This is a genomic window from Streptomyces sp. NPDC003300, assembly GCF_040610915.1.
Classification (GTDB): Bacteria; Actinomycetota; Actinomycetes; order Streptomycetales; family Streptomycetaceae; genus Actinacidiphila.
The window spans coordinates 63870-76113 of record NZ_JBEXNE010000035.1 but is presented as its reverse complement, the minus strand read 5'-3'; the positions used below and the strand labels follow the sequence as shown (position 1 = coordinate 76113).

Here is a 12244-nt window from a genome sequence, read left to right as displayed (position 1 = left end):
GCCGGCACCAGCCAGACCGAGCTGACCCACCAGACCACCGACACCGGCGACAACATCGACTACGTCTACGGCCGCCCCGACGGCAACGGCCAGCCAGTCATCACCTGCTGGGCGCACCCAGCAGGTGATCTGGCCAACCGTCCGGGGAGTCCGCACTGGCTTTCTCGCCAATGATAGAAAACGGGAAGGATGAGCAAAGACGCAACACGGACGCTGGCAATATTCGTAGCTGTTTGCGCAGCGCTGGGAATCGCTGGCATCACTCAGGGGGTAAACGGAAATTCTGTAATTCTAGCAGCAGGGATTGTTGCTCTCGCTTGTACTCTTGTCATGATTTTTCTGATTATTCGAGGACTCGAAAAAGAGTAGCTTTATTCCAACCGTGGATTCCAGAGCAGCCCCTGGTGCGTCGGCGGTTTCGATAGCAATGTCACCCACCACGCCGAAAGAGTGTCGAATGGGAAAACCGGGTCCGAATATGGCGCGGCGAATGGTGATCTTCATCATCATCACGTTCATTGCTGCCGTATTTCTTATCATCCAGGGAAGTAACGAGGGCGCAGGCGGAGTGGCATTCATCTGCGTGGGAATCGTTACGCTCGCAGCCGCCGGAACGCTGACCTATCTCATGCTGCGCGGTCCGCGGCGTGAATGATTCTGCTGGGGGCTGGCAGCGGCGGGAGCGGAACCACACAGTCAGTTGACCCGTGAACAACGGTCACCCACGACCGAGCAGTACGGCGCCGACGAACACTCCTGACGGCACGGCCCTCAGCGATGGGGGTGCCGGTAGCCGGGATAGCGCTGCGGCGTCGCGGTCCCGTCGAGGCGCTTGCGCGGTTTGGCCTTCGGTGTCTCGCGGGCGAGCGCGCCGATCCGGCGCCGCAGTTCCTCGAGCCAGGCCAGCCGCAGACCGACCGCCGTCCACGGGACGGCACCGGCGGCCAGCGCCAGGAGCAGCGGGCTGTCTCCGCCGGTCGTGACCGCCGTGCCGGCGGGCAGCCCGCCGGGCAGCAGCGGGCGCAGCGCCGCGTCGACCGGGTACACCCGGTCTCCGCTGGTCACCGCGCTGCTGGATGGTACCCGCCCACTATATTCGTACAGGTGAACGATTTTGAGGGACTCTGATCCGAGCCGGATCGTCCGTCTGCGCGCGGTGGAGCAGTGGCTCTCGTTCCACCTCCAGCGCACCCGCGACGAACTCGCCCGCCTCGAACAGCTCGCCGCCGAGCAGGCCGGGCGGCGCCGCCGCGCGCTGGCCGGGTGGACTCTGGAGCGGCGGTGGAACGGCGACGTCGTCCACCACGGCCCGTGCCTGCGGCGCACGGACGGCAGCTCGGCCCCGCTCGCTGGGCACGAGGCCGCCCGCGCCCTGCTGGACTCCGGCCGGGCGGCCTCGTGCCCGGCCTGCGCCGTGAAGGTTCTCGACGAACCGTCGTAGGCACACCCCGCGCGGTCCCGGCGTGCGGGGGCGAGGCCGGGTCCGGGGTGCCGGAACCCGATGCGGTGGCGCAGGCTGGCGGTGTGGAGGACCCGATACAGGTAGCGCTCGCCGAGCCGGTGACGTCTCTGCCCGCCAGTCCGGGATGGTGGTTCGAGCCGAAGTACGACGGTCACCGGATGGTCATGCGCCGGGAGGTCGGCGGCGTACGGTGTCAGGCCCGCTCCGGCCGGGACAGCACCCGGTCCTGGCCCGACCTCGCGGCGGCCGGGACGGCACTGGAGCCCGGCACGGTCCTGGACGGCGAGGCCGTCGTCTTCACCGGCGGCGTCATCGACTTCAGCGCCGCGCAGAGCCGGATGGCCTCCTCCCCCGCCCGTGCCGCCGCCCTCGCCCGCGACCTCCCCGCGTCGTACGCGGTGTTCGACATCCTCGCCACCGCCCGGCTCGGCGACGTACGGCCCTGGCCCTGGACACAGCGGCGCCAGCTGCTGCTCGACACACTGGAGCCGCTCGGGCCGCCGATCCAGCCCGTCCCGGCCACCGACGGCCGCGATGTGGCCCTCGCCTGGTACGAAACGCTCCGCGCGCAGGGCATCGAGGGCCTGGTCGCGAAGCGCGGCGACGGACGGTACCGGGCAGGCCGTATCTGGAAAAAAGCTCCGCCACTCCGACACCGTCGACCTTGCGGTGGTCGGCTTCACCGGGAGTCCCCGCCGGCCCCGCGCCCTGGTGGTCGAACTGCCCGACGGGCGCCGTGCGATCTCCCAGCGCCTCGATCCGCGCACCGCCGCCGCTGCGGCCGCCCGCCTCCGCCCGGCCGGCTCCGGCTCGCTGGCCCGCTCCACCGCAGGAGACCCCTACACGCCGGTGGCTCCGGGTCTGACCGTGGAAGCCGCTGCGGGAACCACCCGCCACGCGGTCGTCTTCCCTGTCAAGTTCTTCTGTTCAGACCTGAGTGCCCCAGGTCACCCGATGCAGTGCATCGTCACACGACAGTTGTGGACGCGTGGGACAACGACCACCAACAGCACGCCGTCACGCGAGTCGTCGGTGACTCAGTAGCGGACGACGTTGGCGGACGACTTGGAGCTTAAGCCGCAGACCACCAAGACCGGGATGCCGTACGGCGCGAGCCAGCCGGTGAGCAGTTGCCGAAGGGTGTCCTTCTCCGCAGTGACGTACAGCGCGCAACTGGCCCTCGTGCGGTCCAGGCCGAACCAGGCAGGCATCTTACGTACGAAAACGTCCGGGCCCGTCCAGGTCAGGGAGACCTGGATTTCCCGGACGTTGTCGATGAAGTCGGGAAGGGGCCCTCGCGGCGAGCTCTGGCCAGCTGCGCGGACAGCCGGCGGTACGTCGGCGCCGGCCGTGTACGGCAGAGCCCCCTCGGAGACCACGCGGCACATCACTTGTTCTCCAGCGTTTCGCTGTCTCATGAGAAATTGGTGATGGGATTTTCCTGCCCCGATGCTGTGCGGGTCGTGGCTGTGGGTGTCCGGATCCGTGACAGGTCACCGAGACAGGGTTCAGAGCCCGCGTCTCTCCATGTCGTCCCACTTCCGCCTAATGGGCGTGAGTGTGTTCGTCCCCACCGGAAACGTGGCCTCTACTGGTTCTCCGCAGCTTGCTTCACCGTTGGGACCGCGCTCGATCATGGAGAGCAGTTCTGCTTGCCGGCCGTCTCTCGTCGCGGCATAGACCGTGAGCCCCTCAGTTCGGTCGAGACGATCTCGCGCTGGAAAGAAAATGGTCTTAAGCTCCTTCTCCCTCTCCGTCTGAACCGCGAGCCAGCTCTCGGAAATGATCACAATCCCGTCGGCTCGCCTGGATTCCACCAGGTCGGCGAGGCCTTCGAACGCCAGCATCTTGGTATTTTGGTCGTCGAACTGAAGCCCTCGGGTCGCAACCCCTCTATCCCCCTTATAGAGAAAGGCTATCATTTTATGGTAGCCATCTTTCTCCATCATTATCCGAGCCATTGCCATAAATCCGGGGACGTTTTCTATAGGGCCGGACCTGGGGAACTTCAGTTCACCGTATCGCTCTCCGGCTGCTTCCAGATTAACAAGGTCTGGATCGAAATTCGTGACCTCTTCCTTCACGACGCCGCCCGACATGGTGAAGTGGGCCTGAAGTTCCGCCTGAGCCAGGTCCATACAGGGCAGTCGCGTCAGCGTGCTGTGAAGTGCCGACGTGACGCATTCAACGGACCGGTCCGCGAGGTCGCACCTATCGACACCGGACGCCCTGTGGGCCCTCCACAAGATCTGGCTGAGCCAAGAGTAGGCTTCAGCGGTGGCGGCCAGAAGCTCCCACGAAGGGAGCGCTTTGTCGACCCACTTCCTCCGGACCGTGATCAGGCCGACAGGCGGGGTGTTGGAGCGACGCAGCGAGTGAACAATCTCAGAAGTGGACATTCTGGGCGGGAATTTAGCGGTTCCTTCGGCACGCTGAAGCCAATTCCGGGTCCAGATCACCTGGCAGCTACTCAAGAGCTCCAGGTCTGATTCCTTCGTGATGCGGTTGCGGGATTTGACAACCCATCCCATAATCTCGCTCTTCTTGCAAGCCTCCCGAAATTCCGGATACCAGGTAGTAAAATCAGGGATCACCGCTTTCTGCTTCTGAAGAAGCCAGGTAACGTTTCTGAGGTTTGGAACCAGAGAGTTCAGGTTAAGCCTGAATTCATCCGGATCAAGATAGGAAGCATGCAGCTTATGCCACTGGGTGTGGCAATCCATCAGTCGTCTGTGGGCATCAGCCACTGGGCAGGGCTGCACGGCATCCGAAGTCATGGAGCAGATTGTAGGCTCAACTTTCCGGTGTGAAGGGATGTTTTTCGTGGCCGACGCCCAGATGGTGTCAGCGTGGTCCGATGGCTTCGGGGCGGTGGGGGCCCGGTATCCGTCGAGGGCAACAACTGCTCCGTGGCCAGCGAGTTGGCCCCGTAGGGCGGTGTTGTCGTGGTGCACGACGGCGACGACCGTGGCGGAGGCGTCAAGCCGACCTTGCAACTGGGGCCGGGGGCTGTCGCGAAGCTCTCAGATGGTGGGCGGCCGGAGGGGGATGACGTTGTCCTGGGCCGAGAAAGGCGCTGACCGCGTTTCCGTCTTCTGCGTGAGGACAGCGCTGGCGAGGGTGAGGCGAGTGACCTGCTGGCGGAGTTCTTCGATTTTCGCCTTCTGACTCCTGATCGTCTTCTTGAGCTGGGTGACGGTTTCCCGGAGCCGTTTCTCGGGTTCTGGCGTCTGCAAGGTCTCGGTGCGGACGCGTTCGTAGAAGGTGTTCTTCAGGTCGGCGTGCCGCTTCATGAGGGACATGCGGTGGACGCCGGCCTCAGCGGCGAGCGCAACGATGGTGAGGCTGCCGTCGGACGCGGTGGGCGCTCCGGCCAGCAGCCGGTCCATCGCTTGGCGGATGCGGATCCGTTCGTCGTCGTGGCGGGGCTGCTGGGTCATATCAGAGCCTTTGCGGTCTGGGCGGTCGTCTCGTGGGTGGCGGCCGTGTCGCGGAGCCGGTCGGCATTGGCCGTGAGCCGGCGGCCGATCGGGCCGGGCGCCGCGGCGGCCAGCTGGTCGATCTCGTCGGCGCGTTCGCGCACTAGGCGGGCATGGGTATCGGTGCGGACGGCGTTCCCGCAGCCGGGCCGGCAGTCGTACTGCTTGGGCGCGTTCGCCCCCGGATCTGGTTCGCACAGTGCGTTCTCTCGTTTGAACGCGCAGATCAGCAGCGCATCGGGGTTGTCGAACAGCACGGTGCCGTCCCGGGCGAGGAACGCGGCGGCCTTTTTCACGAACGTGGCGGGCACAATCCTGCCTTCGAACCGGGGTGTCGTCGCGGCGGCGGTCAGGGCCCGGCGGGCGGCCGGGCCGGAGATCTTCTCGCCTGCTGCCGCCTGGTCGCGGAGTTTCGCCGCGGTGTCTGCGGCGGCGAGGGCGGTCTCGATGTCGAGGACGGAGTGGATGCCGCCGCGGCTGCGGGATCCGTAGCCGCTGGAGGTCCGGGCGTCCAGGACGGTGCGCATGTGCCCGTACTGAATGGCGAGTGCGATCAGTCCGCCTGGGCGGCGGGCGATGTGCCAGGCCAGGCTGCGGCGGAACCGTGCGAGTCCGACCCTGCCATGCGGATCTTGGGGGATGGCCTGCTCCGGCAGGCCCAAGGCTTCGGCCTCGCGGTTGGCCCAGATCGTGAAGTCCTCGATGCGCTTGTTCAGCGCGAAGTATTTCAACGCTCCGGGATAGCCTCGTCGGAGGGCGAAGTCGTGGTGGGTGCCGGACAGGAGGAGTTCGCCCGGGGGGACCATGCGTTCCAGGATGCGGATGGCGCGGACGACCGGGGTGATGGCCACCCAGGGGACGTCGCGTTCGGCGCCTGCAGAGATGTGGTTGCCGTCGTCGTCGGTGACGTTCTTGTAGTGTCGGCTGCGGATCAGGTGCCGTCCGGGTGCGCCATCGGCGGCCGGCTCGGGGTCGGGGCAGCAGCCGGACCGCAGGCCCTGGACTTCCTGCGGGCGCATACCGGTCAGGTACAGGCAGATGATTGCTGCGGCTGTGCCCAGGTGCCGCATCAGCTCGGGGGCCTCACCGAAGTCCATGTGTTCGCGCCAGGGCTTCCCGCCGATCCGCCCGGTGACCTTCACCTGCACCGGACACGAGCCCGGCCGTTCTCCGACCAGGTCCGACAGCTGGTGGTTGTCGGTGAACCGGTCGATCTGGCCGAAGCTCGCGCCGGTGAGCGCGGAGACGTAGGTGGCGGCCAGCCTCTGCCGGCCGTGCATCCGGAGCGTTGGCAGCGGGCCGCCCGAGTGGATGCGGGGCAGCAGGAACTCCTCAAGGGCTGCCCGGCTAGCCGGGGTTCCCCCGGCGGACGTGGCCAGCGCGGTCAGGCGCAGGCGTTCGGCCCAGGCGGCGAGGATGTCGTCGGCGAAATCGGCGGTGAACCGAACCGCCCAGACCAGCAGCGGGCCGAGGACCTGCGGGTCCAGCGGCTCCGTGGCGTTCTCCCCGCCCGCGGCCGTATCGGGCGCGGGCAGGAAGTCATCGACGCCCTCGTCTTCCCAAGGCGGCCGGGCGACACCCGCAGGGCGGGCGGTGAGCTGATCGAACGCCCACAGGTCCGACAGCCAAGTGCACACCCTCTCCGCGTGACGGCGGGAGACGCCGACCGTCCAGCGGTCGTCCAGGTAGGCCCGCCATGCCTCCACGGTGCACTCGCCGAGGCTGGTGATGCGGCGCTCGTGCAGCCAGCGCGCCAGCCGCATCCACTCGGAACAGGTTTCCCGGATCTCTCCGGCAGAGGCTCGCGGCCGGGCCGCGGCCCCGCGGCCTTGGAGGTAGGTGGGCCGAAGTTGGCCGTTGATCATCGTCCACGCCGCCAGTTTCACCTGGCCGAGCAGCGGCGCCGGGCAGTTCCTCCAGTGGACCTTGACCAGCCGCGTGGCAGGGTTGTCGATGAGCGGGGCCAACGGCCATACCGGATCGGCGTACCGGGCGCCCGGTTGCGTGTTGCCCGCGCTGATCCACCGGGAAAGCACCACGGGGCTGCCGGGGCCGGGCAGGGCAAGGAGGTACGGGTCGTTCTGGGCGGCGGGGCTGCTCACGGAGCGAGGTCCTCCTTCACCAGGAGCTGGACAACGGTGTGGTCGGTGTTGGTGACGCGGGCCAGGGCAGCACTCCAGGCGGCCGGGCCGATCCTGTCGCGCAGGTCCTGAAGGCGCTGCAGGGCATCGCCCCAGCGGTCCCCGAAGGCGCGGTCGTCCAGGACGGATCGCAGGCTCAGGATCTGCTGGTGCAGGTGCGCGAGCCGGGGATGATGGCCGGGGTGGACGTGGGCGTTGGGGCAGGCCAGGCAGAGTAGGAAGTCCGCCGCGCAGCCGCCCTGCGGGGCCGGCCAGGGGCTGGTCTGCTCGTCCTGGCAGTCCACCGTCGCCGTCTGCTGATGCTCCGGGTCCGGCCCGTCGGTGATCTTCCCGCCGAAGACGACGGCACGGGCCTGCTCCCATGCCTCGCGGGCCCCGGCTTCGAACACCTCACGCGAAGCGCGCTGGACCCGGCGGTCGGGCAGTACATAGACGCTCTCGTGGGTGCCCCGGGTGTGCTGCAGGGGCCGGCCCTGGCCGGTCACCGTCGTACGGCGGGCCCGCTGGAACGGCGACCCGCCCAACCCCTGGTTGGCGGCCCACCTCTGCGCCATGCGCTCGGAGACCCCGAAGGCCAACGGCCCCACCGGGGCGGGCCGGTCCAGGTGCCGGTGCTGCTGTTCGCGCTGGTAGGCGCGGGCGGCCATCAGCAGATCCGTGCCCGGCTTCAAGGAGTGGGCCAGCGCGCGTGCGTGAGCGGTGACCTCCAGCGCTTGGGTGATGAGCCGGCCGGGCGAGTCGGCCCCGGAATCGGTGATGTTCTCGGTGGAGAACCACCGCCCGCCGCCCGCCCGGTGCTTCTCGATCTGGACCTGGTAGGTCACCGAAGCCGTCTCACCGGCAGACGGCGCCGCGGTCGGTACCGGCAGGCGGTCGTACAGGGACAGGTTCCATCCGAACCTGTCGGTCAGCAGCACCGCCAGCGCGGTGAGCTCCCCTGGGCTCGGAAACAGCCTGCCCCAGGTCATCACCACACTGCGGCCGCCCAGCAGCGTGTAGTGCGTCGCCGGAGCCCGCCCGCTCGGGGAGGTGGTCAGGGGGACATCGCCGGTGCGGGCAAGGTGGTCCAAGATCCTCCCGATCTTTCCTTCGCGGCTGCCTTCGGTGACCCCGCCCGCCCGCCACCCGTTCAGCAGCCGCGTGTTCCCGCCGATCCGCAGCCAGGCCGCCCGGAACTGACGCTGGGCGGCCAGCACCACCCGGTCCCGCTCGGCCTGCCCGTAGGACTGCCTGCTCGGCGTCGCCCTGGGAATCCGGCGGGCCAGTTCCTCCGCCACCGGGCCGACGGCCAGCCGTGGATCACGCCGCAGCACCAGCCGGACCGCCGACAGCGTGGACTTGCCGGTGTTGGTGGCGATGTGCCGCTCCCGCCAGTCCTGCATCGCCGCGGCGGTCAGTGCGTCCAGGTCATCGGGCGGTTCCTCCAGCCCGGACAGAAACGCCGCGAACACCCTGATCCTGCCCCAGCATGACCCGGCGCTTCTGTGGCAGGTCCAGCCGCGGGACTGGGCGGCGAACGCCGCGGCCAGCGACCGCTGCATCGGCTCCGCGACCGACAACCCGGCGAAGTCGAAGTCCTTTCCGTAGCCAGCCTTGTTGGTGACCGTCACGACGAAGCCGCCCGGATCCAGCGGGGGCTCGGCGTGATGCCCGGCCGGCGGCAGGACGGCCCTGCGTCCCCGTCCGCTCACGAGGCCACCGTGCCCAGGAACGCGTCGATGTCCTGGATCCCGGCCGTCTCCCGGGCCAGCCGCGCGAAGACGCCGTCCAGATCCTCGGTGTCCTTGTCCTGCCCCTCGGTGGTCTCGGCCATGGCCAGGATCGACTCCAGCTGCAGATGCGCGACCGGCGCGAGGTAGTGCCGCTTCGTGGTCTCCACGTCCGCGTGCCCCAGGATCGTCTTCACCAGCCACCACGGATCACCGAACAGCAAGGCGAAGTCCCGCCGCTCGGCCTTCGACAGCCCGTAGCGGGACTCGAACAGCTCGTTCAGCAGCACCAGTAGGTTAGAGCGCCGCCGAGTGCCGGGTGGAGTGCGGGGTGGCGTACGGGCTCTTGCCCCGCGCCTCCGCCAGCCGGAAGTCCCGGGTGAGCGCCCGCTCCTCCCCGTTGAGCAGGACTTGTTCGCAGCGCAGGTTCGCTGTACGGAACACCGCGTTCCACCGCTCGGGCGCCATCGGCAGACCCTGTTCGGTCAGCCACAGATATGCCGGTTCCGGCCCGTCCGGCCCCTCTAGGAACAACGACTGCCGGTCCACCCAGTCCAACCGGCTCAGCTCCCGCCCACCCAGGACACCGTTGCGGTCGATCCACTTCACCGTCGTTTTCAGGCTGCCGGTCACCCGTGTGATCAGCCGCATCTCCGCCAGCCGCTCGTAACGGCCCGCGGCTTGGGCCCGTTGGACCACTCAGGCCCGCTCGGACTGGATGTACGCCTCGACCTGGCTGAGCGCGTCGACCGAGGCGTAGAACACCCGGCTGTTCTTCGAGCGCGTCACGGCCCCGGCTATCCGCCCGTGGCAGTACCGGCCGTGCCGAAGACGCCAGGTCGGCAGTTCGAACGTCAGCAGCGACCCGCCCTCCTGCCGCCGCAGGGCCGAGGAGAGCAGCAGCTGGACGAAGCTCGTGTTCCGCATCTCCGTCCGCGAGTCCCACCCCGGGGCCGGCAGGCCGGTACGGGTGTGGCCGCGCAGGCCGATATCGGACCACAGGCCCCAGGTCCGCGGTGTCAACCACGACACCCGCGAGCTGACCGAGTCCGCCGCCCGGTCCTCCCGCCGCGAAACGTCCACCGGCAGCGGGCTCACCTTCCCCCACCGGAACAGCTTGGTGAACGCCGCCGCCTCCCGATCCCACTTCGTTCCGCCGATCCGCGCCGGGTTCCCCGGTGCGTCACACCGCCAGTCCCGGAAGTCGTCCAGATCCTGCCCCGTCGCCTGCCGCCACGGGACGTCCCGCGAGGACAGGAAGTCCAGCAGCAGCCGCATGGCCGTCGAGTAGTTACGCTTCGACTCGCGCTCCAGGCGACGGAACGTGCCCGACCGGACGAAATCCAGAAGATCCGCATCGACCACACCGTCCGGGCGTACGAACACCGGGTCGCCCGGCCTCAGACCGATCCCGGCCACCGCCTCCGGCAGATCGCGGACTCCCAGGACCCCCTCCAAGGGCAGCGCACCCCACCCGGTCGACTCCGGTACTCGCACCACTTGCCACGTGCCCATCAACGATCTCCCCTGACGCATGAACTCGCTCAATCATCAGGGAAGTCGTCACCGTCACCCGCGTGCGGTAGGACCGGGAGGACGTCCGGCACGGACGGCGAGCCCGTGCACACGGTGCGCGGCGTCGCCGTCAGCGGCGACGCCCTTCGAGCGGCCCGTCAGCCACACGGTCGGGCTGGACGTGTGTGCGCATGAATGGTCTTTCTGGGCAATCTGCCCACATGATCATGATCCAGACAGGCCGGTCACTGTGTGATCCGGATCACTTCTGTCCCGGTTTTTGAACGTCTTCGCAATTGCAACTCGCATCCCGCCTGGTCACAGCGATGCCCCCCGCTTAGATACTACTAATTGAGCTCACTCATGATCATTCAGTGATTTTTTTCGGGGCAACGATGCGGGAGCAGTGTGGTGGAGCCGTCGGTCAGCGTTCGCAGGGGCTCGCGGTTGAGCTTGTCCATCGCGTACGTGGTGGTGCCGGTGGCGTCAACGCGGGAGCGCTGGTTGCCGTCACCGTCGAAGGTGTAGGTGACACTGGCGCCGCCGGATGTGACCACCTTCGTCGTGCGGGTGTCGGTGGTCTTGACGAGGTTGCCGTAGCCGTCGGTGTCGAACACCGCGGTGCGGCCGTCGCTGCTCACCGGCGGCCGCGGTGTGCTGGTGGGGGTCGGTGCCGGTCAGCTGCCGGGCGCGGTGGAGCAGGCCGGTACCGTAGCCGCTGCCCGGCGCATCTGCCGGATCTCTGTCGCGGTCGTGTCCTGCGGCCCGCCAGGTCCGGCAGCCCCTCGATGTCGGCGGCCGGGGGCTCGGGTGTCATGGCCTGCTCGAGCAGCTGGTCGGCGTCACGCCATGCGGCGGCGCTGCGCGGCTTCTGTCAGGTGCTCTCGCTGCGTTCTTGCTGGTTGCGAAGCTGTGTGCTGCGGTTCTCGGGGGCGTCGACGGCGGCGTTGCGGTGGTCGACCTGTACGGCGCGCTGCTGGCGGGCGGTCCAGCAGGGCATGGTGGCCATGCCGCGCGGCCCGGCGGCGAGGAACCCGGACGCACGCCGTACGCCGGCGGGCGGCTCCTGGCGCAGGTCCAGGGCTGCCAGGACATCATCGGCGGTCCAGACCGCGTCGGAGACCTCGTTGACCGCCCACGCGATCCGGGCCTGGTCGGCGGCCCGCGGCCATGGCAGACGCCGCATCAGCTCTCCGGCCAGCGCGAACCGTTGGCCGACGTGGTTGTGCTTACATGGCCCGCGCTTGGCCTTCTTCTGGTGAGACCACGTGCGCTTCCCGCTGACGGGCTTGCCCTCGGAGGGATCAGGGGTACTACCGGCAGTGGAGACAGTTGATGTACCACCCTGCAGAGGGGGTGCAACGGCCCTCGCTCAAATCCGGGCCGGACACCGCTCCTGGCCGTGCTCCCCGGCCTCCGTTGCACCCCGCGCCGACGTTGTCGGCGAGGTCTTCGCCGACCGCCTGGAGACCGCCTTCCTCGCCAGCTTGCGGACCTTGCGGACCGCCTGCCTCGCCATCACAGCAAGCCGGACACCTCACCCACACGCCAACCGTACGAGCCAGGGTCAGGGAACCACGGCGGGGCGCGGAGTGTCCTTGAGGGCATCCGCACCCGCGGGAGACCCTGCGGGCAGAGACGAGGATGATGAGGATGCCGGTGAAAGGTCGTATGACGAGATGTGTGATCGCGGGGGCATCGCTGGCCATCGCCCTGGCCGCTCTGTCCGGGTGCGCAAGCGACAGACGCGGGACCGGGGACTCACCCGTGGCGAACCACAAGGGTGACAACGCGCCCGCCGACGTCACCAACTTCCCCGACCACTACGCCAACATCGCCACCAAATGCGTCGCGGGCGCACCCGGCTACCGCGCGTTCGTCACCACCCGCGACGCCGCACCCGTCATACTTCCCGACCCCGGCTGCAAAGGCTGACCC

Annotated in this window: 15 protein-coding genes; 4 read left to right on the top strand and 11 right to left on the bottom strand. The window is 68.3% G+C overall.

All coding sequences use genetic code 11. From position 1 onward, the window contains the following. Positions 1–490 precede the first annotated feature (490 nt). The gene (locus tag ABZX65_RS32995; RefSeq protein ID WP_355348566.1) at positions 491–655 is read left to right on the top strand and encodes a hypothetical protein; all 165 of its coding nucleotides are present in this window, start codon (positions 491–493) and stop codon (positions 653–655) included. 116 nt (positions 656–771) lie between these two features. On the opposite strand, the gene ABZX65_RS32990 is transcribed toward ABZX65_RS32995, so the two are convergent. Then, positions 772–1065: a hypothetical protein gene (locus tag ABZX65_RS32990; protein ID WP_355348563.1), complete on the bottom strand. Its 294-nt coding sequence runs from the start codon at positions 1063–1065 to the stop codon at positions 772–774. Positions 1066–1114: 49 nt separating this feature from the next. Here ABZX65_RS32990 and ABZX65_RS32985 point away from each other — a divergent pair, with 49 nt between their 5' ends. After that, on the top strand, positions 1115–1441 hold the full coding sequence (locus ABZX65_RS32985) for a hypothetical protein (RefSeq protein ID WP_355348560.1): 327 nt from the start codon (positions 1115–1117) through the stop codon (positions 1439–1441). Between the two features lie 179 nt (positions 1442–1620). Continuing rightward, the gene (locus tag ABZX65_RS32980; protein WP_355348572.1) at positions 1621–2538 is read left to right on the top strand and encodes a hypothetical protein; all 918 of its coding nucleotides are present in this window, start codon (positions 1621–1623) and stop codon (positions 2536–2538) included. Here the strand turns inward: ABZX65_RS32980 and ABZX65_RS32975 are convergent. From ABZX65_RS32975 to ABZX65_RS32930, 10 genes are all read right to left on the bottom strand, one after another. After that, a complete protein-coding gene (locus tag ABZX65_RS32975; protein WP_355348557.1) occupies positions 2500–2673 on the bottom strand; it encodes a hypothetical protein in 174 nt (57 codons plus the stop codon). The genes ABZX65_RS32980 and ABZX65_RS32975 overlap by 39 nt on opposite strands. A gap of 297 nt (positions 2674–2970) precedes the next feature. Then, complete coding sequence (locus tag ABZX65_RS32970; protein WP_355348554.1) at positions 2971–4239, bottom strand: hypothetical protein; 1269 nt, start codon at positions 4237–4239, stop codon at positions 2971–2973. A 246-nt stretch (positions 4240–4485) separates the two neighbouring features. Beyond that, on the bottom strand, positions 4486–4902 hold the full coding sequence (locus ABZX65_RS32965; RefSeq protein WP_355348551.1) for a hypothetical protein: 417 nt from the start codon (positions 4900–4902) through the stop codon (positions 4486–4488). Continuing rightward, positions 4899–7043 carry an integrase gene (locus tag ABZX65_RS32960; RefSeq protein ID WP_355348548.1) on the bottom strand — a complete coding sequence of 715 codons (2145 nt, stop codon included), beginning with the start codon at positions 7041–7043 and terminating at the stop codon, positions 4899–4901. Before ABZX65_RS32960 ends, ABZX65_RS32965 begins: the two co-directional genes overlap by 4 nt. Further along, the gene (locus tag ABZX65_RS32955; RefSeq protein ID WP_355348545.1) at positions 7040–8773 is read right to left on the bottom strand and encodes a hypothetical protein; all 1734 of its coding nucleotides are present in this window, start codon (positions 8771–8773) and stop codon (positions 7040–7042) included. Before ABZX65_RS32955 ends, ABZX65_RS32960 begins: the two co-directional genes overlap by 4 nt. Next, positions 8770–9081, bottom strand: a complete 312-nt coding sequence (locus ABZX65_RS32950; protein ID WP_355348542.1) for a hypothetical protein — start codon at positions 9079–9081, stop codon at positions 8770–8772. Before ABZX65_RS32950 ends, ABZX65_RS32955 begins: the two co-directional genes overlap by 4 nt. 7 nt (positions 9082–9088) lie before the next feature. Continuing rightward, the gene (locus tag ABZX65_RS32945; RefSeq protein WP_355348539.1) at positions 9089–9490 is read right to left on the bottom strand and encodes a hypothetical protein; all 402 of its coding nucleotides are present in this window, start codon (positions 9488–9490) and stop codon (positions 9089–9091) included. Continuing rightward, positions 9491–10249: a hypothetical protein gene (locus ABZX65_RS32940; RefSeq protein ID WP_355348536.1), complete on the bottom strand. Its 759-nt coding sequence runs from the start codon at positions 10247–10249 to the stop codon at positions 9491–9493. 428 nt (positions 10250–10677) lie between these two features. Next, the gene (locus tag ABZX65_RS32935; RefSeq protein WP_355348533.1) at positions 10678–10947 is read right to left on the bottom strand and encodes a hypothetical protein; all 270 of its coding nucleotides are present in this window, start codon (positions 10945–10947) and stop codon (positions 10678–10680) included. Between the two features lie 233 nt (positions 10948–11180). Continuing rightward, complete coding sequence (locus ABZX65_RS32930; protein ID WP_355348530.1) at positions 11181–11492, bottom strand: hypothetical protein; 312 nt, start codon at positions 11490–11492, stop codon at positions 11181–11183. A gap of 581 nt (positions 11493–12073) precedes the next feature. Between ABZX65_RS32930 and ABZX65_RS32925 the strand changes: the two genes are divergently transcribed. Then, complete coding sequence (locus ABZX65_RS32925) at positions 12074–12241, top strand: hypothetical protein (RefSeq protein WP_355348527.1); 168 nt, start codon at positions 12074–12076, stop codon at positions 12239–12241. Positions 12242–12244 lie beyond the last annotated feature (3 nt).